This is a genomic window from Micromonospora kangleipakensis, assembly GCF_004217615.1.
GTDB classification, from domain to species: Bacteria; Actinomycetota; Actinomycetes; order Mycobacteriales; family Micromonosporaceae; genus Micromonospora; species Micromonospora kangleipakensis.
This window is the reverse complement of sequence record NZ_SHLD01000001.1, coordinates 701614-724955: the sequence shown is the minus strand read 5'-3', so window position 1 is coordinate 724955 and position 23342 is coordinate 701614. Positions and strand designations below refer to the sequence as shown.

Genomic DNA, 23342 nt, shown 5'->3' with positions numbered 1-23342 from the left:
CACACGACGGGCCGGCCCCCACCGGGGGCCGGCCCGTCGGCGTACGGGGCAGCGGCTCAGCCGAGCGTGGCCAGCTCGTTGATCACGACGTTGGAGAGCAGCTGGCCGTCGTGCTGGACCCGGCGCAGGTACCACTTCTGCTGCGGGGTACGCGGCTGGTTGAACTGCCAGGGCCCGCGCGGGCTGTCGATCTGGCCGATCTTGCCGAGCGCCAGGTTGACCTGCTGCGGGGTGGGGTTCCCGGGGACCAGCCGGATCGCCTTGTCGAGCACCTGGGCGGCGTCGTAGGAGGCCATCGCGTAGGTGGTCGGGGAGGCGTTGTACGTCTCGCGGTACGCCGAGGCGAACACCCGGTTGGCCGTGTTGTTGAGGTCGGCCGAGTAGTTGAGGGCGGTCTCGATGCCGTACTTCTCGATCGACTCGTCCTCGGTCTCCAGCTCACCGAGGACCGTGCCCTCGGTGAGGAACCCGGGGGCGTAGATCGGGCCGTGGTAGCCCGCGTTGTAGACCTGCTTGATGAACTGGACCGCGGCCGGGCCGGCGTAGTGGCAGAAGATCGCGTCGGGCCGTTGGCTCAGCGCTTGGCCGATGGCACCGACGTAGGTGTCCTTGCCCAGCTTGGCGGCTTCGGCGGTGAGGATGGGTTTGTCGGCGATGCTGCGGCCGTTCACCTCGTAGCCCTTCCGGAAGCCGTCGATGACGTCCCGACTGCTCGGGCTGTTCGGGGCGACGATGGCGATCCGGCTGTTGGCGGGCAGTAACTCGTGAAGGTACTGACCGAGCGCCCGGCCGGGTTCGTCGAGCACGTACGAGGTACGCCAGATGTAGACGACGCTCTGCAGGCTGGTCGGGGAGGCGTTCGAGCCGATCAGCGGAACCCGGGCCTGCTCGACGCTGTCCCGGATGCCCAACATGACGGCGGAGCTCACCACGCCGGTGAGCGCGAGGACGCCCTCCTTGAGCAGGCGGTCGACGGCGGCTTGGCCACTCTTGGCGTTCGCGCCCTCCTCGGCGGTGACCAGGGTCGCGGGGTGGCCGCCGAGCCGCTGGTCGTTGAGGCGGAGGAAGAGCTGGAAGCCGTTGGTGATCTCGTCGCCGATCGGCTTGTTCGCGCCGGTGCCGGGCACGATGAGCCCGATCTTGATCGGGCTGCCGGAGTCGGCGGCCGTCTCCTCGGAGTCGGAGCCGCAGCCGGCCGCCAATCCGCTGGTACCGAGCGCGGCCAGCAGTTGAAGTGCCCGCCTGCGGTTCATCTGCGACACCGATTTCCTTTCGAGAAGCGTTGCAGGGGCTCAGCGCCCCTTCGGCGTTCTACCTGGTCGGCGACTCTGCGTCAATGCCCTGAAGATCATCGTGCAAGGACCGCAACGCGTCGACCACCCGGGGCCAGGCCGCGGAGCCCGGCGCGATCAGACCGAAATGCTCGCATTCGGGCAGCTCGACAAGGGTGGCGGGGGAGCCGGCGGCCCGGGCCGCGGCGACCCAGGAGCGGCTCATCCGCACCGGCACCTGGCGATCCTGCCCACCATGCACGACTACGCTCCGTACTCGAATCGGCACCAACGCCGATGGATCGGCCGTCGCGTACCGGTCGGGCACGTCCGCCGGGCCGCCGCCGAGCAGCGCGGCCACCGCCCCCGCGTCCAGGTCCAGCCGGTACGCCTCGGCGAGGTCGGCCACCGGGGCCAGCGCCAGCACGCCGCCGACCGTCTCCGGCGCGTGCGCCGCGACGTAGAGCGCCAGGTGACCGCCGGCCGAGTGACCCACCAGGATCGGCGGCACGCCGGCCACCCGCCCCGGCATCGCGGCGGCGGCCAGCCCGGGCAGCGCGGCCACCCCGGCCAGCACGTCGGTCAGCGTGTGCGGCCAGCCCCCGTCGGGCTGTCCGGTGCGCCGGTACTCGACCTGGGCGACCGGGTGGCCGAGCGCGGCGAGCGCCGCGGCCATCGGCCCGGTGTGGCTCCGGTCGTACTCCGCCCGCCAGAACCCGCCGTGCACCACGACGACCAGCGGCCGGGCCGGGCCGTCGCCGGCGGGCCGGCGCAGGTCGGCGACCTGTTCCGGGTGGTCGCCGTAGGCGACCGTGACGTCCGGCGGCGGGGCGGGCCGCGTCAGCACGGCGCGCGGGTCTGCGGACATGAGCGCGACGGTAGCGCGCCCCGGCCGGGTGGTTCCGCGCCGGGACCCGGTCCCGCCGCGTGTGGGTGGCGGGCGCTGGGTAAAGATGGGACCCATGACCGAAGCGCGCTCAGCTGGACAGAACGACGAGCCGGGCCACGACGGCATCCCCGGCACCGTGGTGGTGGTCGGCCCGGACGGCCGGCCGGTCGGCACCGTGCAGACCGAGGAGGGGCCGGGCGAGGACCCGACCCGCCTGGTCGAGCAGCCGGCCAAGGTGATGCGGATCGGCAGCATGATCAAGCAACTGCTGGAGGAGGTCAAGTCCGCCCCCCTCGACGACGCCAGCCGGCACCGGATGCGCGAGATCCACGAGCGCTCGATCGTCGAGCTCAAGGAGGGGCTCGCCCCCGAGCTGCGTGAGGAGCTGGAGCGGATCTCGCTGCCCTTCACCGAGGAGAAGGCGCCCAGCGAGAGCGAGCTGCGGATCGCCCACGCCCAGCTGGTCGGCTGGCTGGAGGGGCTCTTCCACGGCATCCAGGCGGCTCTGGTCGCCCAGCAGATGGCCGCCCGGGTGCAGCTGGAGCAGATGCGGTCCGGCCGGCAGGCCCTGCCCAGCGGCCCCACCGGGGTCATGCCGGGGATGCCCGGCATGGGCCAGCCGCAGGGCGGCGAGGGGCACGGCACCGGCCAGTACCTCTGACCGGGCCCGGGCGTCGCCCGCGCGGGCGCCCGGACCGCTCAGCCCACCCCGAAGACCTTCTCCAGGTACGCGGCCACGCCGTCCGCGGAGTTCGCCGCCGTCACCTCGTCGGCGATCTCCAGGACGGCGGGGTGCGCGTTGGCGACCGCCACCGCCCGGCCGGCCCAGGTCAGCATCGGTACGTCGTTCGGCATGTCGCCGAAGGCCAGCACGTCCCGCTCGTCGATGCCGAGCCGGGCGCAGTACCAGGCCAGCCCGGCCGCCTTGGTCACCCCGGCGGCGGAGATCTCCACCAGCCCGGTGTACGACGAGTGGGTCGCCTCGGCCAGCCCCGCCAGCGCCCCCGCCACCAGTTGGACGAACGCGTCCGGGTCCTGCTCGCCGGCGCGGGCCAGCAGCTTGACCGCCGGGGCGGAGAGCAGCTCCTCGGGGGACTCGACCGCCCGGATGGCGTCGTGGTCGGCGTCCCAGCGCAGCGGGTAGTGCGCCTCGTGCCGCATCTGCCGGCTGTCCACGATCTCCACCGCGAAGCTCACCTCGGGCACCTCGGCCCGCAGCCGCCGGGCCACCTCCGCCAGCAGCTCCGGGGCCAGCGGGTCGGCCCGCAGCACCTCGTCGGCGGCCGGGTCGTAGACGACCGCGCCGTTGGCGCAGATCGCCGGGAGCGGCTCGGCGAGCTGGTCGTACACGAGCTGGAGCCAGCGGATGGGCCGGCCGGTGACCAGCACGACCGGCGTGCCCTGGGCGGAGATCCGGGCCAGCACCGCCGCGGTGTGCGGGCTGAGCGTCCGGTCGTCCCGGAGCAGGGTGCCGTCGATGTCCGTCGCGACCAGTCGAGGTGCCTCTCCCATCAGCGGGAGAGTAGTCGGTCCAGGTAGACCGCCACGCCGTCGTCGTCGTTGCGCAGGGTCACCTCGTCGGCCGCGGCGCGGACCTCCGGGTGGGCGTTGGCGACCGCCACCCGCGCCCAGCCCGCCCAGGCGAACATCGGCAGGTCGTTGGGCATGTCGCCGAAGACCAGCACCTCGGCCGGGTCGACCCCGAGGGTCTGCGCGACCACGCTGAGCCCGGTCGACTTGTCCACCCCGGGCGGGCAGATCTCGATGAAGCCGAGCCCGGCCTGGGTGAGCGTGGCCGTCTCCGGCGGGACGATCCGGCGGGCCGTGGCCAGCAGCTCGTCGACGTGGTGGTCGGCGGTCCGGGCGAACGCCTTGATCACGTCCGAGGAGACGCACTCCGCGCGGCTGCGCGCCTCGAACCGGTCCGGGTAGGGCCAGCTCGGGTGGTAGTCGCCCCAGAGCGGGGCGTCGTGCTCGTCGGAGGCCTCGACCATGACGGTGAGCGGGCCGACCGCCGCCTCCAGGTCGGCGAGGAGCCGGGCGAGCACCGGGCCGGGGAGACGTTCGTCACGCAGTACCACCGGGCCGGTCGGGTCGCTCTGGTCGACCACCCGTCCCCCGCCGGCCATCACCAGGAAGTCGGCGGCGCGGATGTCGTTGCGGGTCAGCTCGGTCAGGCGGGGTCCGCGACCGGTCGCGCCGACCACCGGGATCCCGGCGGCCCGCACCCGGTCGAGCACCTCGTGGGTGTACGCGGAGACGGTGTCGTCGCTGCGGACGAGCGTCCCGTCGAGGTCGGTGGCGATCAGCTTGGGCAGTCCCGGGCGGGTCATGGTTCCTCCTTCGCCCGCCGCCGTCGTGCCAGCCGTCCTGGTCGTCGATGCCTCGGCCCACGACCGGCGGGCAGCAACCGTACCTCGCGGAACAGGTCGCATCCATGGCTTCCCGGCGAATCGGGCACCAACCCGCGGCGACCGCCCGGTGACGGTCCGTCGGCCCTCGATCAGGCCGGCGGCTCGGGGCGGGCGAACGGCACGGTGGGCCGGACCGTCAGGTCGGCCGGCGCGGGCGGGAGGTCGTCGTCCGCCCGCCCCCGCTCCCGGCGGCGACCCCGGCCGGGCGGCCCGGCTTCCGGCTCCGCCCCGGGCTCGGCGGCGGCCCGCGCGGGCGCGGTCCGGCCGGAGAGGTGCAGCGCGGCCGCGAGCAGGACGGTGGCCAGGAACGCGGTCACCAGCCCCCGGCCGTAGTCGACCCGGATCCCCGCCTCCGAGGAGTAGAAGAGCGTCCGCTGGCCCAGGTCGTCGAGGGAGAACGTGGTCGCGGTCAGTACGGCGAGCACCGCCACCGCGAGGCCGAGACCGGCCACCCGGGCGTTGTGCCGGACCGCGGGGGTGCCGCCCAGGGCCAGCGCCACCGCGCCGGCGAGGCCGAGCAGGCCCACCAGGTAGCCGACCCCGAAGCCGTCCACGTGGGCCACCCCGCCCGGGACCCGGATCGAGGTGTTCCCCTCCGGGCCGCCGTTCGGGACCGTCATCACCAGCCACTCGCCGATCAGCGAGGCGACCGCGGCCACCGCGCCGAGCCCGGCGAGCACCAGCGGCAGCCGGTGGTCCCGTCCCAGCCCGGCCAGCGAGCGTCCGGCCCGGCCCGGCGGTTCGGGTTCCCCCTCGCCCCACTCCACGACGGTCGTCCCGTCGGACCGGTTGTCCTGCCTGGGGATGGGGAGATCCTGGGACATCGGCCACCCTTCCGCGCGTGGGCCTGTGCCGAATCATGACACAGCCGGCACTCGGCGACGGGTACCGCGAGTCGGGCGGCCGGTTGTCGCCGCTCGTCCGCGCTGGTCGGTGCGGGGCCGCCCGGTTTCGGTTAGCGTCGGGGCATGCCTATCCGTACCGCTTCCGCACGTTGGCAGGGCAACCTCACCGAGGGTGCCGGGACCGTCCGCACCGGAAAGGGCGGGCTGACCGGGAACTACTCGTTCAAGTCGCGCTTCGAGGAGGGTGAGGGGACCAACCCCGAGGAGCTGATCGGCGCCGCGCACGCGAGCTGCTTCTCGATGGCCCTCTCCAAGCAGCTCGCCGACGCGGGCGCGACCGACACCTCGGTGGAGACCACCGCCAAGGTCCACTTCGACAAGACCGACGCGGGCATGACCGTGACCCGGATCGACCTGGAGACGGTCGGCCAGGCCCCGGGCATGGACGAGGCCCAGTTCACCAAGCTGGCCGAGGCCGCCAAGGAGAACTGCCCGATCTCGCGGCTGCTCTCCCCGGGCGCGCAGATCAGCCTCACCGCCCGCCTCGCCTCCTGATCCACTCCCGCGCCGCGCTCTCCCGGAGAGAGTGCTCATCCGTACGCCGGTGGGCACTCTCTCCGTGATCTTCTAGTGATCTTGATGGATGGGAACGCGCCCGGGTCGGGGAGGATGGGGGCGTGCCGGTGGAGATGAGCCGTGAACGGTTCGAGGAGTTGGTCGGCGAGGCCCTCGACGAGGTGCCCGAGGAGCTGCTCGGGCTGATGAGCAACGTGGTGATCCTGGTCGAGGACGATCCACCGCCGGGCGAGCACCTGCTCGGCCTCTACGAGGGGCACGCGCTGACCGAGCGGGGCTGGGACTACTCCGGCGTCCTCCCGGACCGCATCCTCATCTACCGGCGCCCGATCCTGCGGATCTGCGACACGGAGGAGGACGTCGTCGACGAGGTGGCGGTGACCGTGGTGCACGAGATCGCCCACCACTTCGGCATCGACGACGCCCGGCTGCACGCGCTCGGCTGGGGCTGACCGGGCCCGCCGCTCCGCCCCCCTCGGCCGATGCCGGCCGTTGCGCGGGTCACCTAGCCTGCGGGAGAGGCACACCCGATGCAGGAGGAAAACCCATGCGCAGCGCGCTCTTCTCCGCGGAGAACCTTGAGAAGGAGTCCCAGCAGCCGGGCATGCGGCTGCAGAACTCCAAGATGCTGAAGATCGAGCTGAACGGCGAGGCGATGGCCCGGGTCGGGTCCATGGTCGCGTACCAGGGGCAGGTGCAGTTTCAGGCGCTCGGCTCCGGCGGCATCGGCAAGTTCATCAAGCAGCGCCTGACCGGCGAGGGCGTCCCGCTGATGAAGCTCTCCGGCCACGGCGACGTCTTCCTCGCCGAGCTCGCCAAGGACGTGCACATCATCGACCTGGAGCCCGGCGACGCGCTGTCGATCAACGGCTCCAGCGTGCTCGCCTTCGACTCCAGCCTCCAGTACGACATCAAGATGGTCGGCGGTGCCGGCATGGCGTCCTCGTCCGGCCTGTTCAACTGCGTCTTCACCGGTCACGGCAGGATCGCGATCACCACCAAGGGCACCCCGGTGGTGCTGAACGTCGACCAGCCCACCTACGTCGACCCGCAGGCGGCGGTCTGCTGGTCGGCCAGCCTCCAGACCGGCTACCACCGGGCGGAGCAGCTCGGCCTGGGCACGCTGCTCGGCCGCAGCACCGGCGAGGCGTTCACGATGAGCTTCGCCGGTCAGGGCTTCGTGGTGGTGCAGCCCTCCGAGGAGCCGCCGGTGCAGGGCAGCGGCGTCCAGCAGCAGCAGGGCGGCCTGCTCGGCGGCCTGCTGCAGTGACCGCCCGGTGCGCGGGACGCCCCGTCCGGGCGTCCCGGCACCGTCAGCTCAGCTCGCCGGCGCGCAGCCGCGACAGCCAGGCCGCCGCGTCGGCGTAGTCGGCGTCGGAGAGGCCGGCCGGTGCGGGGACCGGCCGTTCGGCCGCCGCCGGGCTCCAGCGGTGCCGGGGGTACGACCCGAGAAAGCGCACATCGGCGCAGACCCGCCGCAGCCCCTGCAACGCCTCGCCGAGCCGGACGTCGGCGACGTGGCCGGTGCAGTCGAGGAAGAAGACGTACCGGCCGAGCGCCTCGCCGGTCGGGCGGGACTCGATCCGGGTCAGGTTGATCCCCCGGACGGCCAGCTCCATCAGCACGGAGAGCAGGGCACCCACCCGGTCGTGGGCGATGTAGACGGCCAGCGAGGTGACGTCGTCCCCGGTGGGCGGCGGGGGTGGGCCGGGGCGGGAGACCAGGGCGAACCGGGTCACCGCGTCCGGGTGGTCGGCGATCTTGTCGGCGAGCACCGTCAGCCGGTGCCGGGACGCCCCGATCGGGGCGCAGACCGCCGCGTCGTACTCGCCGCCGGCCGCGCCGGCCGCGGCGGCGCCGTTGGAGAGCACGTCGACCACCGTCGCGTCGGGCAGGTGGTCGCGGAGCCAGCCCCGGCACTGGGTGGACGCCTGCGGGTGCGCCGCCACGCTGCGCACGTCGGCGAGGCTGGTCCCCGGACGGGCGGCCAGCACGAACTCCACCGGCAGGATCACCTCCCGGGTGATCACCAGTGGCTCGCCCTCGGCCATCTCGTCGAGGGTCACCCCGACCGCGCCGCCGATCGAGTTCTCCAGCGGCACCAGGGCGGCGTCGGCGTCCCCGGCCCGTACGCTGTCCAGCGCCTCGCCGACGCTGCGGGCCGGCGTACGGCTGCCCCGCTCGGCGGCGGGCACGGTACGCAGCGCCTGCTCGGCGAAGGTGCCCTCGGGCCCCAGATAGACGTAGCGGGTCGGCGGTGTTCCGGGCATGGCGACCAGCCTACGCACCCGGAGTGCCGTCGCAGGCCAACGTCCGGATGCCGGGCGGCCCGGCGGCACGTACCTCGGCCCCGCAGACGTCCGTCCCGGCGGTGACCAGCTTCAGTGCCCCCGGCCGGCCCCGGGTGACCACCTGGAGCTCCTCGTGCCCGGTCACGTCGAGCACGGTGTACTGCCAGTCCCCGGCGCAGAGCGGCCCGGTCCGGACCCGGACCCGGACGTCCCGGGGCAGGACCCCGGCCGCACCACGCAGCAGCGAGACCACCCGGTCTCCGGACGGGCCGGCCGGGCAGGGCACCGCGACCAGGTCCGCGGCGGTGGGGGTGGCCGTCGGCGTGGTCGGCGCCGTCGGGGTGGCGGTCGGCGTGGGCGAGCTGGGGGTACCGGTCGCGGTCGGGGCGGTGGCCGTCTGCTGGGCCGGTCCGCGCAGCTCGGGTGGGGTGCCGCAGGCGGCGAGGGGCAGCAGCGCGAGCAGCGTGACCGGGACGGTCAGCCGCCGGCGGGTGGTGGGGCGGGATGCGCTTGGTGGCACGGTCCGATCCTCGGAATCGACGGACGTCGTTGCGGCCGGGGTGGCCGAGCCCATCGTAGGAGGATCGGGCGGCGGGGTGAAGGTCACTTGCGGACGCGGTGTCCGGCCCGCTCCAGCGCGGCCGTCGCCTCGACCAGCCGCACCGCGGGGACCAGCACGTGGTCGGTGTCGTACGTGGAGAACGCCACCACGTTCACCCGGGCCCGGGCCAGCGGGTCGACCAGCGCGGCGAGGGTGCCGGTGACGGCCAGGTCGAGCGGACCGACGATCCGCAGGCACCGCCAGTCCGTCTCCACCACCGCCTGCTCCGGCACCCGGCGGGCGGGGCAGATCAGGGAGATCCCGTCGACGCTCCAGCTCACCGTCACCAGGTCGTGGTCGCCCAGTCCGACCCACAGGGTCGGGGAGAAGCTGGAGCCCGCCGGCAGCCGGCACACGGCGTACTCGCCGGGCAACAGAGCGACATCGAGCATGTGGGCACCATACGTCCTCGGCGCGGGTCGGCCCCAGCACCGTCGGGCGCGGCGAGCGCCACCCGTTGTCGCAGGTCAGACCTCGGAGAAGAAGGTGAGTGAGCCGGCGACCGAGCCGTCGGTGAGCACCGGCGTCGAGATCGCGTCGACGGTGGTGCCCGGCGCGTCGGGCCCGGACCCCTGGACCCGGAGCAGTCCGCGGGCCAGCCGGCCGGAGTGCAGGGCGAGCAGCGGCGGGATCTTGTCCGTCTCCTGCTCGGTCAGCTCGCTGCGGTTGGCGGTGAAGTCGACCAGGCGCAGACCACCCTCCAGCAGCGGCCGCCCGATCACGTCCTCCGGCGTACCGAGGCAGAGCAGCTCGCACCCGGACGCGGAGACGGCCACCACCGTGGTGTCGGCGTCGATCAGCAGGCAGGGCTCGGCGGCGTGGGAGACCGTGCTCGACCACTGCCCGAAGTTGTCGGACTCCTGCTCTGTCGGTGTCCCTGCGGTGGGCGCGAACACTTCCGAGAGCGAGAGCTCGACGTGGGCCACCGCGCCTCCTATTTGCACCGCCGGTCTGTCCACGCTATCCGGTCGCCGCGACGACCGCCCGACCGCGTTCGGGTGCACCGGAAATCGGTGCTCCTCGGTTGCCCGGGGCACCGGTGGCGCCGTGGGACAGGTGTCGGTGGGACGGGTGCCCGGTGACCGGGCCGTCGGCGACGGCGCGGACCGACCGAGCTGCCGAGACGGATCCTCGGAGCGCGTGGCGTCGCCGGTGACGTTACCGCCGGGCGGCCCCCTTGTCAGCGGCCGTTCGGCCCTCGTCGTACCACCGGTAGTCGGCTGCTGGACGGTACGTGCCGTTGAGCCAGGTGTTCGGGTGCTGGGCGACCCGGGACAGCTTCTCGGCGGTGGCGGGGCTGATCCGGTTGCCCCCGCCGACGAGGAGGCGGTCCAGCTCCCGGTGGGTCGCCATCAGGCAGTCCTTCGGCAGGCCGTACACGCTGATCACGCCGGAGCCGACGAAGGTCAGCACCGGGCTCACCGGGATCGGCAGGCCGACCGCCTCGGAGAGCGCCTTGCTCGCCCGCTTCGCGTCCCGGCGCGCCTCGGCCACATAGGGCGGACGCTTGCCGTTGATCTGCACGACGTCGCCGGCGACGAGCACCCGGGCGCGGCCGTGGTCGGCGATGGTGACCGCGAAGAGGCCGCTCGGGCCGATGGCCAGGAAGCCGGCGCGGTCGTCCCGGTCGTGGTCGAGCAGGACGTCCACGGCGTCCGTACGCGGCCACTCGATGACGTGCCAGGCGGGACCGAGGTGGTCGAGCTGGCCCAGGGCGCGGGCTCCGGCCGCCTCCAGGCGGCGGGCACCCCGCTCGGCCCGGCGACGGCGGGCCCACTCCAGAGGAGTCGGTCGGGCCGGTTCGAGGACCGAGGTGGACTCGATCCTGGGCTGTGGCACCGCGGCGGGCGGCAGTGCCCGGGTGGGTACGGCTCGACGAGCGGGAAAGACAGTCATCGCGACCTCCGGCAAAAGGTCCCTCGAAGTTATGTCTTCACTACCCTACGTTGCGGACCCCGGTGTTCGGCAAGTTGGACCGCCGGAATGAGTGTGGATGAATGCCATACTCATTCACACTTCTTTTCCGGATGGTGCCGAACCCCTGCCCTACGCTGCGAAGGTGACCCACTACGTGGACAGCGAGGTCGCCCGGCTCGGCACGGTGCTGCTGCACCGACCCGGACCGGAACTCGCCCGGCTCACCCCACGCAACAACGACTCGTTGCTCTTCGACGCTATCCCATGGGTGGGCCGGGCACAGGAGGAGCACGACGCCTTCGCCGCCGCGCTGCGCGGTCGCGGGGTGGAGGTGCTCTACCTGGCCACCCTGCTGGCCGAGACGCTCGCCGTGGCCGACGCCCGGGCCGAACTCACCGACCTGGTGCTGCGCTCGCCCCGACTCGGCGACACCCTCCGCCGCCGGATCGCCGACCATCTCGCCTACCTCGACCCGGCCGCCCTCGCCGACGTGTTCACCGCCGGGCTCGCCCACGAGGAGCTGCGGCTGGGCCGGGACCGCCCCGGCGGCCTGGTCTGGACGCTGATGGACCGGCACGACTTCGTCATCGACCCGCTGCCCAACCTGCTGTTCACCCGGGACTCCTCGGTCTGGATCGGCGACCGGGTCGGGGTGACCAGCCTGGCCATGCCGGCCCGGCGGCGGGAGACCACGCTGACCGACGCCATCTACCGGTACCACCCGCGCTTCGCCGGCACCGAGTTCGTCTACCACCCGGAGATGGAGCACCTGGAGGGCGGCGACGTGCTGCTGCTGGCGCCGGGCGTGCTCGCCGTCGGAGTGGGCGAGCGGACCACCCCGGCCGGCGCGGAACGGCTCGCCCGGCAGGTCTTCGCCGCCGGCCTGGCGCACACCATCCTGGTGGTGCCGATCGCGCAGGAGCGGGCCACCATGCATCTGGACACCGTCTGCACGATGGTCGACGTGGACGCCGTGCTGATGTACCCGAACATCGCCAGCACCCTGTCGGCGTACACGGTCATCGCCGGCGCGGACGGCGACGAGCCGCGGGTCGACGGGCCGGCGCCCTTCCTGCGCGCCGCCGCCGACGCGATGGACCTGGACCAGCTCCGGGTCATCGACACCGGACTGGACCCGGTGACCGCCGAGCGGGAGCAGTGGGACGACGGGAACAACACCCTCGCCCTCGCCCCCCGGCTCTGCGTGGGCTACGAGCGCAACGTGGAGACCAACGCCCAGCTGGAGCGGGCCGGCATCGAGGTGATCGCGATCGCCGGCTCCGAGCTGGGCTCCGGCCGGGGCGGTCCGCGCTGCATGTCCTGCCCGCTGGTCCGCGAGCCGCTGCGCCGCTGACCCCGAAGGGCCGGGACCGGTACGGGCCCGCCCGGCGCGAGGCGTCCGGCGGGCCCGTCAGGACGGTCGGGTCAGCGGAGGGTGAGCTGCCGGCCGACCAGGCCGTGCCGGGCCCGCCGGCCCGCCGCGTCCAGCGGCTCGGTCTCCTTGAGCGCCTCGGCGTACCGGTCGGCGAACGCGGCCACCGGCGCCTCCCACACGGCCGCCGGGGTCTCCTCGGGCAGGTCCCACACCGGCACCAGACGGCCGTGCGCCCGGAACATGCCGGCGAAGCGGGTGCTCTCCCCGAGGGTCAGCATGCCGGCCACGCTCAGCCGGGACAGCGCGTCCAGCGCGGCGTCCTCGTCGTCCGGCAGCACCCAGCGCACGTGGGCCTTGTCCGGCACCTGGCACCAGTACGCGGCCCGGGCGGCGGCCAGCCGGACGGTCGGGTAGACCGCCGCGTTGGCGCGTTCCAGGGACGCCTGCACGGCCGGGTCGTCGGCCGCTCCCGGGTCGAGCCAGAACTCGAAGCCGTCGTGCATGGTGATCTCCAGCGGGCCGTCCACCAGGATGTCCTGGAGGCGGGGGCCCGGACCGGGCAGCGGCGGCACGGTGACCTGGCCGCCCGGCTCGGTCCGCAGCGCGCAGAGCAGCGCCTCGGCCAGGTCCCGGGAGACGTCGCCGGACTGCTGGTGCCGCTGGAGGCCGATCAGGATCCGCCCGTCCGGCTTGGTCATCGCCGGGGCGGCCATCGGCAGCACGGTGGCCAGGGTGACCGGGCGGTCGCCGTACTCCTCGACCAGCTCGGGGGTCAGCCGCAGCGGCGCCGAGGCGGCCGGGACCAGCTCGCGCAGGGCGATCCACTCCGGCTCGTCCACCAGCCCCTCGAACGGGCGGGGCACGAAGATGTCGCGCACCTTCTCCCGCTTGGGGGTGGCTTCGGCGGCTCGCTGGCTCTTTCGACGCTTGCTCACGGCGAGACAGCCTAGATGCCGGGCCGGCGCGCGGTGGGGACGACCCGCCCCCGGGGCCCGCTCAGCCGGCCGCGACCAGGTCCGGCCGGGGCGTCGCGACCGGGTCGAACTCGGCCCAGACGCTCTGGCCGAGGCCGTCCCGCTCGACCCCCCAGCGGCTGGCCAGGCCGGAGACGATGTGCAGCCCCCGCCCGTCGACGGCGTCCGGGTTGGCCGCCCGCATCAGCGGGCCGGAGCCGGAGCCGCCGTCGGTCACCCGGAGCTGGACGCGCTGCCCCTCGGCGGTCGACCGGAGCCGCCAGGCCACCCGGACCACCCCGCCGGGCAGCGGGTCGGCGTGCCGCACGGCGTTGCCGACCAGCTCGGCGAGGACCGCGACCAGGTCGGCGAGGAGGATCGGCGCTACGACGTCGGCCAGCTCGTCGGCGAGCCGGTGCCGGGCCAGGCGCGCGCCGGTCGCGTGGTGGGGCACCACCACGCACCATGATCGTTCGGCCGAACCCGTCGACAATGTCGTCCCTCTCCACCCCCGTCGGCGCCGGGATCATCCCCGCGGCAGCCGCACCTCTGCGACGGTACCGCCACCGACCCTCGGTCGGAGGGATACCCATCCATTCTGCTGTTCAACGATCTGCCGGACGAGATAGAGACCGAGCCCGGCCCCCGGATAGCGCCGCCGGTCGCCCGACTCGCCCTGCCAGAACCGGTCGAACGCCCGCTCCACATGCTCCGGGCGGATGCCGATGCCCCGGTCGGCGACCCGGAACGAGACCGTCCCGTCGCTGGCCGACGCGCCCACCTCGATCGGGGTGTCGGGCAGCGAGTACTTCCCGGCGTTGGTGCTCAGCTCGGTCAGCACGGTGGCCAGGCTGCGCCGGTCACCGAGCGCCTTGGGCAGGTCGTCCGGCAGGTCGAGGACGATCCGGTGCCGGACGTCGGCCGGCAGGTCGGGCACCGCGGCGCGGAGGGCGTCGGCGAGGTCGAAGGGGGCGGCCGGTTCACCGCCGGGCCGGCTGTCGGTGGCCGCGGAGAGCAGCCGGTCGACGAGTCGGGCCAGCTCGTTGGCCCGCTGCCCGATGATCCGGGCGGCCTGCCGCCGGTCGTCGTCGTGGAGCGACTCCCAGTGGTCGGTGAGGGTGTCCGCGTACCCCTTGATCACCGTGACCGGGGTACGCAGCTCGTGGCTGGTCACCGCGACGAAGAGATCCCGGTCGTGGTCGCGCCGCTGCTGGTCGGTGATGTCGCGAAAGGTGACCACCCGCAGCGTGCCGGGGCCGGGCAGCTCCCCGGAGGTGACCCGCAGCCAGCGGCCGTCGGGCATCCGGTGGTCGAGCACCTGCCCCGGCGGGGGCAGCGGGAAGGGCAGCGGGCGGTTCAGCGCCTCCCCGGTCGAGCGGCTGGTGACCTGGGCGGCGGCCGGGTTCCAGAGCCGGACGTGGTGGTCCCGGTCCACCACCGCCAGCCCGTCGGCGAGGGCCGCCACCACCGGGCCGTCGCCGTGCACGGGCAGGCCGGTCTGATCGCCGTACATGTGCGCGATGCAGGAGGCGACGTAGCCGAGCACGGCGTGCTGGGAGGTGTCCTCCGGGTCGCCGTCCGGGTAGAGGGCGTGCAGGCTGCCCACGGTCAGGCCGCCGATCTCGGCGCGGGCCACGATCATGCGCAGCAGACCCCGGTCGGCCAGGTCGTCGGCGAGCACGCCCGGGATCCGGTCCACCCGCACCTGGCGTACCGGAGGGCCGGAGAGGAGGCAGACGGTGGCCGGATCGGCGGCCGGCAGCGGCCGGCCGATGGCCCACTCGGCGGCGCCGGTCGCCGCGATCACCCGGCCGCCGGTGGGGGCGAACTCAACGAACGCCAGGCTGGCCGCGCCGATGGCCGGCTGGACCACCCGGAGCAGCCGGGTGAGGACGGGCAGCCCGGAACCCCCGGCGTTGATCATTTGGATCACGTTGGTGTGGCCGGCGATGAGGGCGGTGTAGTCGGTTCGCTCCGGCATGTCCCGAGTGTGCCCCGGCCGACCGGCCCGGGGACACCCCCGCGCGGCCGACCCGCACCGACCGCCGGGCCGACCGGCGAAGCTCAGCGGCCGAGCCGGGCCAGCGCGTGAGCCGGGCGGTCGGTGATCACCCCGTCCACCCCGGCGTCCAGGACCAGCTCCAGGTCGTCGGGCTCGTTGACCGTCCAGACGTACACCTGGTTGCCGGCCGCCCGCAGCGCGGGGACGAGCTGCGGCCGGGCCCGGACCAGCCCGATCCCCGGTCCGGCGATCCGGGTGCCGAACGGCAGCCGGCCCAGCCGCAGCCAGCGCGGCAGCACCTCCAGCAGCAGCACCGTGGGCAGGGCGGGGGCGAGGTCGCGGATCCGGCGTACGGCCAGCGGGGAGAAGGACATCACGGTGACGCTCACCGGGTTGTCCGGCGTCGGGTCGGCGAGGCCGTACCGGCGCAGCAGGGTGACCAGGCGGCGCTCCACGTCCCCGCCGTACCGCGAGGGGTGCTTCGTCTCCACCAGCAGCCGGACCGGCCGGCCGGCGGCCAGCACGGCGTCGAGCAGCCGTTCCAGGGTGAGCAGCCGGGTGTGCGACACGTCGAGCCGCTCGTCGCCGTCGGCCGGCACCCCGCCGGGGTGCCAGGAGCCGAAGTCGAGCGTCTCCAGCTCGGCGAGCGTCCGGGCGCTGACCAGACCGTGGCCGTTGCTGGTCCGGTCCAGCCGGCGGTCGTGCACGCAGACCAGATGCCCGTCCCGGGTCAGCCGGACGTCGCACTCCAGGCCGTCGGCGCCCTCGTCGAGGGCGCGCAGGTAGGCGGCGAGGGTGTGCTCGGGCAGGTCGTACGAGGAGCCGCGGTGCGCGAAGACCAGAGGGTCGCCCATGCCTCGGTCCCTAGACGACCCGGCCCGGCTGCCCGTTGTCGGTGACCACCGGCCGGCCGGCGGCGGCCCAGTCACCCATCCCGCCCTCGACGTTGCGCACCTGGTCCCAGCCGTTGCGCATCAGATAGGTGACGACCTGCGCGGACCGCCCGCCGGAGCGGCAGATGACCGCGACCTCCCGGTCGTTCGGCACCTCGGCGAGCCGGGCGGGCAGCTCCATCATCGGGAGGTGGTGGGCGGCCGGCGCGTGGCCGGCGGTCCACTCGTCGTCCTCCCGGACGTCGAGCAGATAGGTGTCGTCGGGCACGGCCGACGCGGGCACGCTGGGAACCTGGGGTCCGAACACGGCTACCAAGCCTAGTCGGGCCGGTCCGGTCACAGCCGGTTGACCCAGCGGGGATTGGCTCCGGCCCACTCGGGCAGCCGGGTGCCCCGGACCGCGTCGAAGAGCCCGTTGCCGCCGTTGTCGAGCACCACGTAGGAGACCTCGCCGATGGTCTGCGGGTAGGACGGGACCTGCACCCCGCGCAGCCCGTCCGCGGGCAGCGACCGGAACGCGAGCAGCAGGTCCTCCAGCGGTACGCCGTTGGTGTCCACGGTCAGCGAGCCGCCGACCGCCCGGAGCACCTGGTCGAGCTTCACCGGGTCGCCGCGCAGGTGCGTCTCGCCGGCCTTGTCCAGCACGGCGCGGAGCATCTGCTGCTGGTGCCGCTGCCGGTCGAAGTCGCCGCCGGGCAGGTCGTAGCGCTGCCGGACGTAGTCCAGCGTCCGCGCGCCGTCCATCTGCTGGCAGCCGGGGGTGAAGAGGGTCCTCGTGTGGATCGAGCGGACCTCGGTGTCCACGCACATCCGGATGCCGCCGAGCAGGTCGATGACCTCCTTGAAGCCGGAGAAGTCGACCAGCGCGGCCCCGTCGAAGCGGATGCCGGTGAGCCGGGTCAGGGTGGTGGAGAGCAGCCGGGCGCCGGCCTGGCCGCCGCCGCCGTGCTCGTACGCGGCATTGATCTTGTCCTGGCCGCCGCCGTAGCCCGGTGCGGGCGGGATGGCGACCAGCAGGTCCCGGGGGATGGAGATCAGATACGCCTGCCGCATGCCGGCCGGCACGTGCACGATGAGGATGCTGTCCGAGCGCTGGTCCTCGGCGCTGGCGCCGGTGCGGTGGTCGGAGCCGACGAGGAGGTAGTTGAGCGAGCCGGAGAGGTCGGTCCGCCGCTGTCGGGCGGCCGGGTCGAGCAGCTGCTCCTTGACCACGGCGCGGTCGTACCGGTTGGTCAGCCAGTGCAGCCCGGTCACGGCGAGGGTGGCGAGCAGGACCAGGGCGAGGCCCGTGCCGAGCAGGAACCGGGGGAGGCGGGCGCCGCGTCCGGCCCGCCCGCGTCTGCTCCGTGCTGGCCTGGACGTGACATCCCTCCCGCAGCCGATACGTGAGACCTGCTCACGTCAGGCTACGGGTGAAACACCCTGCGGTGGCCGCTTTCGCAGCCACCGCCGGAGTGCCTGGGTCAATGCGGGCCGGTTACTTACGGGTGGAGAGAACGTTCGGGTTGGCCACCACGAACTCGGCCAGCTTGTCGTCCTTGACCGCCTGGAACATGTCCATGCTCAGCTGGTTCAGGGACTCCCGGGTGTGGTCCGCGTTGGGGCTGTAGGTGCCCCCGTTGGTGCGCAGCGTGGTGAGGTCGTTGCCGGTGACGCCCTTCATCGTGAAGATGAAGTCGTCGATCGGGACGCCGCCGGTGTCCAGGATGAAGGCCTTGCCGGCCGCCTTGATCAGCTGGTTCAGCTTGATCGGGTTGGTCAGCGTGCCGTTCTGGGTGGCCTTCTTGGCCATCGCCTTGATCAGCTGCTGCTGGTTCTGCTGGCGGTCGTAGTCGCTGTTCGGCAGGCCGTAGCGCTGACGGGCGAAGTCGAGCGCTTCCCAGCCCTCCATCTCCTTGCAGCCCTTCTTGTGCACCACCGGCGTCATCGGCTTGCCGGTCTTCTTGGCGTCGGCGTTCCACATCGGCTTACCGTCGACCATCATCATGTGGTGCGACGGCACCTCGTGGCTGACGCAGATCCGAACGGTGCCGAGAGCGTCGATGACGCCCTTGAAGCCGCCGAAGTTGATGATCGCGGCGCCGTCGAAGCTGATCCCGGTCATCTTCTTGATGGTCTTGGCCATCAGTTGGGCGCCGCCCTCCCAGCCGCCGCCGTTGCGGGCGCCGAACTGGAAGGCCGCGTTGATCTTGTCGGTGCCGTGCCCGGGGATCTGCGCCTCGGTGTCCCGGGGGATCGAGATCAGGTACGCCTGGTCGTGGCTGGCCGGGATGTGCAGGATGATGATCGTGTCCGAGCGGACGTCGTCGGCGGCCCAGCGGGCCCGGGCGTCGACGCCGAGCAGCAGCATGTCGATCGGGCCGTCCAGGCTGTTGCCGCCCTCGGCGTCGGTCTTGCCCGCCTCGCCGAGCAGATTGCGCTGCGCGATGTTGCCGGTGGCCTGGCCGATCACGGCCTTGCTGCCGACGATGGCGAGGCCGCTGGTCATCATCAGCACCGCGCCGAAGATCACCGTGAGTCGAGCCCAGAGCGGGTCCTTGCGACGGCTGCGCTTCTTGGACCCTCCGTTGCCGCGGCCGCCGGGGCCGGGCTGCGTGGGGATGAGGGGCGGCACCCGGCCTGGTGCTCCGGGATCCGGTGACTGAGGGCGACGGCTGGTCTGAACCGGCATGCGTGCTCCAGCTCGGTGATCGGGGGCTCGACCACTGTACGTACCCGTACCCGTTGTTGCGACCTCGTCGGGGAACTATTCCCGCCAATCCCGGCACTCGTCATTGCGGTTCGACCGAACGGCCAATTGAAAAGGACCGGTCGGCGGTTGGCTCGCCGTGGAGGAGCCTTGACCGCCGACCGGTGGGGTGTTCCGGAGGGGTGGGCGTCAGCCGCCGTTCCCGGCGCCGCTCTCCTGGTTGGCCTTCACCCAGTCGGCCATGGTGTCCGCCGACATCGCCTTGTACATCGCGAGGGCCTTCTCCCGGTCGGAGACCACCACCGACTCGCCGTTGATCGTCTGGCTGCCCACGTTGGGGCTGGTGATGAAGGTCAGGTTCTCGCCGCGCAGGCTGCGGAACTGCATCGCCATGTCGACCAGCGAGAATCCCTGGTCGACGGTGACCGCGTCGGTCACCGACTTGAGGAAAGCGTTCAGCTTCTTCGGGTTGGTCAATGTGCCGGTGCTCGCCGCCTTGTCCATCAGCGCCTTGAGGAATTCCTGCTGGTGGCGCATCCGGGCGAAGTCCCCCTCGGGGAACTGCTTGCGCTGCCGGATCCAGTCCAGCGCCTCCGCGCCGTCCATGTGGTTCACGCCCTTGGTGAACGTCCGGTACGGCTTGTGGATCGAGGTGATGGTCCGCTCCACCTTCAGGTCCACCCCGCCGAGCGCGTCGGTGACCTCCTTGAACCCGGCGAAGTCGATCGCCATGACGTGGTCGATCCGCACGTCGCTGAAGCACTCGACGGTCTTCACCGCGAGCGGCAGGCCACCGAACGCGAACGCCGCGTTGACCTTCGCGCGCTGGCCGGAGTCGCAGTCCGCGCCCGCGTTCTCCGGGATCCGCACGTAGAGGTCGCGCGGGATGGAGACCAGGTAGGCCTGCTTGTGGTCGGCCGGGATGTGCATCACGATCAGCGTGTCCGCCCGCCACTTGCCGGCGCTCTCCAGCGGGGCGTCCGGGTCCCGGGAGTCGCTGCCGACCAGCAGGATGTTCAGCGCGCCGTCGACGGTCTTGGTGGGCCGGCCCCCGGTGATCTCCGAGAAGGGATCGGTGCGGGCCAGGTCGTTGTTGAGGTTGCGGGCATAGAACCAGGCGCCCGCGCCGCCGAGCAGCGCGAGCACCAGCACCGCGACGCCGGCCACCAGACCGATCCGGCCCCAACGCGGGCGCGGGCCGCGCTGGCCGGGCCCGCCGGTGCCGCCGGTGCCGCCGCCCGGGCCACCCGGGCCGGCGGGTCCGCCCGGCCCGCCGGGGCCGCCGGGGCGCGGCTCCTCGTCGTACGACGGGTACCACTGGGCCTCGGTGGCGCGGGCGCGCCCGGTGGGGCCCCGGCCGGAGCCGGGGACCTGGGCGCGGCCCGCGCTCCGAAGCAGGTACGGGAGCGGGACGCCAACTGTGGTGGTCGCTGACATGTAACCGAGGGTAGGTCGGTTGAGCCAGTACCGCCCTCAGGTGCGGGCCGGTGTCAACGTCCTTCCAGCCGGGTTCAGTACCCTAGCCGCTCGCGGAAGTACTCGATCGTGCGTCCCAGGCCGTCTTCGGGCGCCACGGTGGGCTCGTATCCGAGCAGTTCCCGGGCGAGGGTGAGGTCCGGCCGGCGCATCTCCGGGTCGTCCGCGCTGCGGGTGATGTAGCTCACCTCGGAGCTGCTTCCGGAGAGTGACACGATCAGTTCGGCGAGTTGCCGCATCGACATCTCGTGCTCGGTGCCGCAGTTGATCGGGCCCGTCTCGGTCGAGTCGAGCAGCAGCAGGATGCCGCGCACCAGGTCGTCGACGTAGCAGATCGAGCGGGTCTGGTTGCCGGTGCCGTGCACGGTGATCGGCTCGCCGCGCAGCGCCTGGGAGATGAAGGTCGGGATCGCCCGGCCGTCGTCCGGGCGCATCCGCGGACCGTACGTGTTGAAGATCCGGACGATCGCGGTGTCCGTGCCCCGGCTGCGGTGGTACGCCATGGTGGCCGCCTCCGAGAAGCGCTTCGCCTCGTCGTAGACGCTGCGCACGCCGATCGGGTTGACGTTGCCCCAGTAGGTCTCGCGCTGCGGGTGCTCCTTCGGGTCCCCGTACGCCTCGGAGGTGGAGGCCATCAGGAATCGGGCGCCGTCGGCGGTGGCCCGCTCCAGCAGGTGCAGGGTGGCCACCGAGCCGACCCGCAGGATCTCCACCGGCAGCTTCTCGAAGTCGGTGGGGCTGGCCGGGGAGGCCATGTGCAGGATCGCGTCGAAGCGCTCGGCCAACGCCGGGTGGTCGGTCGGCAGCCCTTCGGAGATGTCCGCCTCGACCAGGGTGAAGGTCGGCTTCTCGAACAGGTGGGCGACGTTGTCCTTGGAACCCGTGACGAAGTTGTCCAGCACCACGACGGTGCAGTCGCGGGCGATGAGGGCGTCGACCAGGTGGGACGGCACGAAGCCGGCGCCGCCGGTGACGAGGATGCGATGTCCGGGTCCGAAGCGGGGCTCTACCTTCATGCCGGCCAGCCTACTCAGCGTGCCTTCTCCGCGTGGTGCGGCATACGGCGAGGGGCCCCGCCGGCTCGGCGGGGCCCCTCGTCACGTCGAGCGTCAGTGGGCGCCCGCGCCGGTGAGGGAGCGCACCTCCAGCTCCGCGTACTTCTCCTCGTCGTGCTCCTTGGAGAGCACGGTGCCGATCCAGCCGCAGAGGAAGCCGAACGGGATCGAGATGAGGCCCGGGTTGGAGAGCGGGAACCAGTGCCAGTCGTGGTCGGGGAACATGGCCGTCGGCGCCCCGGAGACCACCGGGGAGAAGAAGACCAGTACCACGGCGGCGAGCAGGCCACCGTAGATCGCCCAGACCGCGCCCGAGGTGTTGAACCGCTTCCAGAACAGGCTGTAGAGGATCGCCGGCAGGTTGCCCGAGGCGGCCACCGCGAAGGCCAGCGCCACCAGGAACGCCACGTTCAGGCTCTGCGCGAAGATCGACAGGACGATCGAGATCGCGCCGATGACCAGGGCCGAGATCCGGGCGACGTTCACCTCCTGCCGCTCCGACGCCTGGCCGTCCTTCATCACGTTGGCGTAGAAGTCGTGCGCCAGGCTGGACGACGAGGCCAGGGTCAACCCGGCGACCACCGCCAGGATGGTGGCGAAGGCGACCGCCGCGATGATCGCCAGCAGCGTCGCGCCGCCCAGGCTGCCGCCGAAGAAGTCCCGGCCGAGCGCCTCGGCGAGCTGCGGTGCCGCCGTGTTGCCCGCCTTGTCCTGCGCGGTGATCGCCGTGCCGCCGACCAGTGCCGCCGCGCCGAAGCCGAGGGCAAGCGTGAGCAGGTAGAAGGTGCCGATGATGCCGATCGCCCAGAGCACGCTCTTCCGGGCCGCCTTGGCGGTCGGCACGGTGTAGAAGCGGATCAGGATGTGTGGCAGGCCGGCCGTGCCGAGCACCAGCGCGATGCCGAGCGAGAGCAGGTCCATCTTGCTGTAGAAGGTCTTCAACGCGTCGCCCGGCGTCTCCACGCCGTACCGGAGGCCGGGCTTGAGGAAGTTCTCTCCCTTGCCGGAGGCCGCCGCCGCGTCGCCGAGCAGCGTGGAGAGGTTGAACTTGTAGTGCGCCAGCACCAGCAGGGTCATCACGATCGCGCCGGTCATCAGCAGGAATGCCTTGACGATCTGGACGTACGTGGTGCCCTTCATGCCGCCCACAGTGACGTAGATGATCATCAGGGCGCCGACCATGATGATGGTCGCGACCTTCGCCGTGTCGGCGTCCATCCCGAGGAAGGTGGTGCCCGGCTTGATGCCGAGCAGGAGCGCGACCAGCGCGCCCGCGCCGACCATCTGGGCCAGCAGGTAGAAGATCGACACGGTGATGGTGGAGACCGCGGCGGCCGTCCGGACCGGGCGCTGGCGCATCCGGAACGCCAGCACGTCGGCCATCGTGTACCGGCCGGAGTTGCGCAGCAGTTCGGCCACGAGCAGCAGCGCCACCAGCCAGGCGACCAGGAAGCCGATGGAGTAGAGGAAGCCGTCGTAGCCGTAGAGGGCGATGATCCCGGCGATGCCCAGGAAGGACGCGGCCGACATGTAGTCGCCGCCGATCGCCATGCCGTTCTGGAAGCCGGAGAAGGAGCGACCGCCCGCGTAGAAGTCGGTGGCGGTCTTGGTCTGCCGGCTGGCCCAGATGGTGATGGCCAGCGTGATCGCCACGAAGATCAGGAAGAGCGTGATGGTGAGGTTCCGGGCGGTGGTGCTGCCCGCCTCAGCCGCGAGAACCGTGCTCATGGGTCACCTCCCCGATCTCGGCGCGGATCCGGTCGGCGACCGGGTCGATCCGCCGGTCGGCGAACCGCGAGTAGAGCCAGGCGATGACGAACGTCGAGACGAACTGGAGCAGGCCGAAGACGAGGGCGACGTTGATGTGGCTGCCGAAGAGCTTCGTGCCCATGAAGCCCCGCGCGTAGGCGGAGAGAATGACGTAGAGCGCGTACCACAGGAAGAACGCGACGGTCATTGGGAAGACGAAGCCGCGCAGTGCGCGCCGCAACCCGGCGAACTCGTCCGACCGCTGTACGGCGAGGTACCGCTCCGCGGCGGAGTCGGCCGGCGCGGACGCGGGTGTGTCCGTGGACATCTGTGGATCACCACCTTC

Annotated in this window: 26 protein-coding genes; 5 read left to right on the top strand and 21 right to left on the bottom strand. The window is 72.6% G+C overall.

Annotation, left to right across the window (positions count from 1 at the left end; all coding sequences use genetic code 11):
- Positions 1–56: 56 nt before the first annotated feature.
- On the bottom strand, positions 57–1262 hold the full coding sequence (locus EV384_RS03545) for an ABC transporter substrate-binding protein (RefSeq protein ID WP_130330078.1): 1206 nt from the start codon (positions 1260–1262) through the stop codon (positions 57–59).
- Between the two features lie 49 nt (positions 1263–1311).
- Positions 1312–2139 (bottom strand): alpha/beta hydrolase family protein, encoded by an 828-nt coding sequence (locus tag EV384_RS03540; RefSeq protein WP_130330076.1) that lies wholly within the window; start codon positions 2137–2139, stop codon positions 1312–1314.
- 85 nt (positions 2140–2224) lie between these two features.
- On the opposite strand from EV384_RS03540, the gene EV384_RS03535 reads away from it, so the two are divergent.
- Positions 2225–2821: a bacterial proteasome activator family protein gene (locus tag EV384_RS03535; protein WP_130330074.1), complete on the top strand. Its 597-nt coding sequence runs from the start codon at positions 2225–2227 to the stop codon at positions 2819–2821.
- 38 nt (positions 2822–2859) lie between these two features.
- Here the strand turns inward: EV384_RS03535 and EV384_RS03530 are convergent, their stop codons facing one another.
- The 3 genes from EV384_RS03530 to EV384_RS03520 form a co-directional block, all read right to left on the bottom strand.
- The gene (locus tag EV384_RS03530) at positions 2860–3672 is read right to left on the bottom strand and encodes an HAD family hydrolase (protein WP_130330072.1); all 813 of its coding nucleotides are present in this window, start codon (positions 3670–3672) and stop codon (positions 2860–2862) included.
- Positions 3672–4493, bottom strand: coding sequence for an HAD family hydrolase (locus EV384_RS03525; protein WP_130330070.1), 822 nt, complete (start codon positions 4491–4493; stop codon positions 3672–3674). Before EV384_RS03525 ends, EV384_RS03530 begins: the two co-directional genes overlap by 1 nt.
- Positions 4494–4663: 170 nt before the next feature.
- On the bottom strand, positions 4664–5398 hold the full coding sequence (locus tag EV384_RS03520) for a hypothetical protein (RefSeq protein WP_130330068.1): 735 nt from the start codon (positions 5396–5398) through the stop codon (positions 4664–4666).
- A 144-nt stretch (positions 5399–5542) separates the two neighbouring features.
- On the opposite strand from EV384_RS03520, the gene EV384_RS03515 reads away from it, so the two are divergent.
- The 3 genes from EV384_RS03515 to EV384_RS03505 all read left to right on the top strand — a co-directional run bounded on the left by EV384_RS03515 (position 5543) and on the right by EV384_RS03505 (position 7265).
- Entirely contained in the window at positions 5543–5974 is a 432-nt protein-coding gene (locus tag EV384_RS03515) for an OsmC family protein (protein WP_130330066.1), read from the top strand.
- A 128-nt stretch (positions 5975–6102) separates the two neighbouring features.
- A complete protein-coding gene (locus EV384_RS03510) occupies positions 6103–6447 on the top strand; it encodes a metallopeptidase family protein (protein ID WP_207232551.1) in 345 nt (114 codons plus the stop codon).
- Between the two features lie 95 nt (positions 6448–6542).
- Positions 6543–7265 (top strand): AIM24 family protein, encoded by a 723-nt coding sequence (locus EV384_RS03505; protein WP_130330064.1) that lies wholly within the window; start codon positions 6543–6545, stop codon positions 7263–7265.
- A gap of 43 nt (positions 7266–7308) precedes the next feature.
- On the opposite strand, the gene pheA is transcribed toward EV384_RS03505, so the two are convergent.
- From pheA to EV384_RS03480, 5 genes are all read right to left on the bottom strand, one after another.
- Positions 7309–8265, bottom strand: a complete 957-nt coding sequence (gene pheA / locus EV384_RS03500; protein ID WP_130330062.1) for a prephenate dehydratase — start codon at positions 8263–8265, stop codon at positions 7309–7311.
- Between the two features lie 10 nt (positions 8266–8275).
- Entirely contained in the window at positions 8276–8767 is a 492-nt protein-coding gene (locus EV384_RS03495; protein ID WP_130340200.1) for a hypothetical protein, read from the bottom strand.
- 122 nt (positions 8768–8889) lie between these two features.
- Entirely contained in the window at positions 8890–9279 is a 390-nt protein-coding gene (locus EV384_RS03490) for an ACT domain-containing protein (protein WP_130330060.1), read from the bottom strand.
- A gap of 75 nt (positions 9280–9354) precedes the next feature.
- Complete coding sequence (locus tag EV384_RS03485) at positions 9355–9813, bottom strand: PAS domain-containing protein (RefSeq protein ID WP_130330058.1); 459 nt, start codon at positions 9811–9813, stop codon at positions 9355–9357.
- Positions 9814–10045: 232 nt separating this feature from the next.
- Entirely contained in the window at positions 10046–10783 is a 738-nt protein-coding gene (locus EV384_RS03480) for a hypothetical protein (RefSeq protein ID WP_130330056.1), read from the bottom strand.
- A gap of 163 nt (positions 10784–10946) precedes the next feature.
- On the opposite strand from EV384_RS03480, the gene EV384_RS03475 reads away from it, so the two are divergent.
- Positions 10947–12158 (top strand): arginine deiminase, encoded by a 1212-nt coding sequence (locus tag EV384_RS03475; protein WP_130330054.1) that lies wholly within the window; start codon positions 10947–10949, stop codon positions 12156–12158.
- 71 nt (positions 12159–12229) lie between these two features.
- Here EV384_RS03475 and EV384_RS03470 read toward each other — a convergent pair whose 3' ends face one another.
- From EV384_RS03470 to EV384_RS03420, 11 genes are all read right to left on the bottom strand, one after another.
- Positions 12230–13114, bottom strand: coding sequence for a DUF5926 family protein (locus EV384_RS03470; RefSeq protein ID WP_130330052.1), 885 nt, complete (start codon positions 13112–13114; stop codon positions 12230–12232).
- 61 nt (positions 13115–13175) lie between these two features.
- Positions 13176–13592 (bottom strand): ATP-binding protein, encoded by a 417-nt coding sequence (locus EV384_RS03465; RefSeq protein WP_207232225.1) that lies wholly within the window; start codon positions 13590–13592, stop codon positions 13176–13178.
- A 66-nt stretch (positions 13593–13658) separates the two neighbouring features.
- Positions 13659–15113, bottom strand: a complete 1455-nt coding sequence (locus EV384_RS03460; RefSeq protein WP_130330048.1) for a sensor histidine kinase — start codon at positions 15111–15113, stop codon at positions 13659–13661.
- An 83-nt stretch (positions 15114–15196) separates the two neighbouring features.
- Positions 15197–15988 carry a glycerophosphodiester phosphodiesterase gene (locus tag EV384_RS03455; protein ID WP_130330046.1) on the bottom strand — a complete coding sequence of 264 codons (792 nt, stop codon included), beginning with the start codon at positions 15986–15988 and terminating at the stop codon, positions 15197–15199.
- Between the two features lie 10 nt (positions 15989–15998).
- Positions 15999–16334, bottom strand: a complete 336-nt coding sequence (locus EV384_RS03450) for a rhodanese-like domain-containing protein (RefSeq protein WP_130330044.1) — start codon at positions 16332–16334, stop codon at positions 15999–16001.
- Positions 16335–16363: 29 nt separating this feature from the next.
- Entirely contained in the window at positions 16364–17281 is a 918-nt protein-coding gene (locus EV384_RS03445) for an LCP family protein (protein WP_242623927.1), read from the bottom strand.
- 223 nt (positions 17282–17504) lie between these two features.
- A complete protein-coding gene (locus tag EV384_RS03440) occupies positions 17505–18698 on the bottom strand; it encodes an LCP family protein (RefSeq protein ID WP_130330042.1) in 1194 nt (397 codons plus the stop codon).
- A gap of 207 nt (positions 18699–18905) precedes the next feature.
- Positions 18906–20153 carry an LCP family protein gene (locus EV384_RS03435; RefSeq protein WP_130330040.1) on the bottom strand — a complete coding sequence of 416 codons (1248 nt, stop codon included), beginning with the start codon at positions 20151–20153 and terminating at the stop codon, positions 18906–18908.
- Between the two features lie 74 nt (positions 20154–20227).
- Positions 20228–21208, bottom strand: a complete 981-nt coding sequence (locus tag EV384_RS03430; protein ID WP_130330038.1) for an NAD-dependent epimerase/dehydratase family protein — start codon at positions 21206–21208, stop codon at positions 20228–20230.
- Between the two features lie 93 nt (positions 21209–21301).
- The gene (locus EV384_RS03425) at positions 21302–22975 is read right to left on the bottom strand and encodes a solute symporter family protein (protein ID WP_130330036.1); all 1674 of its coding nucleotides are present in this window, start codon (positions 22973–22975) and stop codon (positions 21302–21304) included.
- The gene (locus tag EV384_RS03420; RefSeq protein WP_130330034.1) at positions 22953–23324 is read right to left on the bottom strand and encodes a DUF485 domain-containing protein; all 372 of its coding nucleotides are present in this window, start codon (positions 23322–23324) and stop codon (positions 22953–22955) included. The genes EV384_RS03425 and EV384_RS03420 overlap by 23 nt, the downstream gene beginning before the upstream one ends.
- Between the last annotated feature and the right edge of the window lie 18 nt (positions 23325–23342).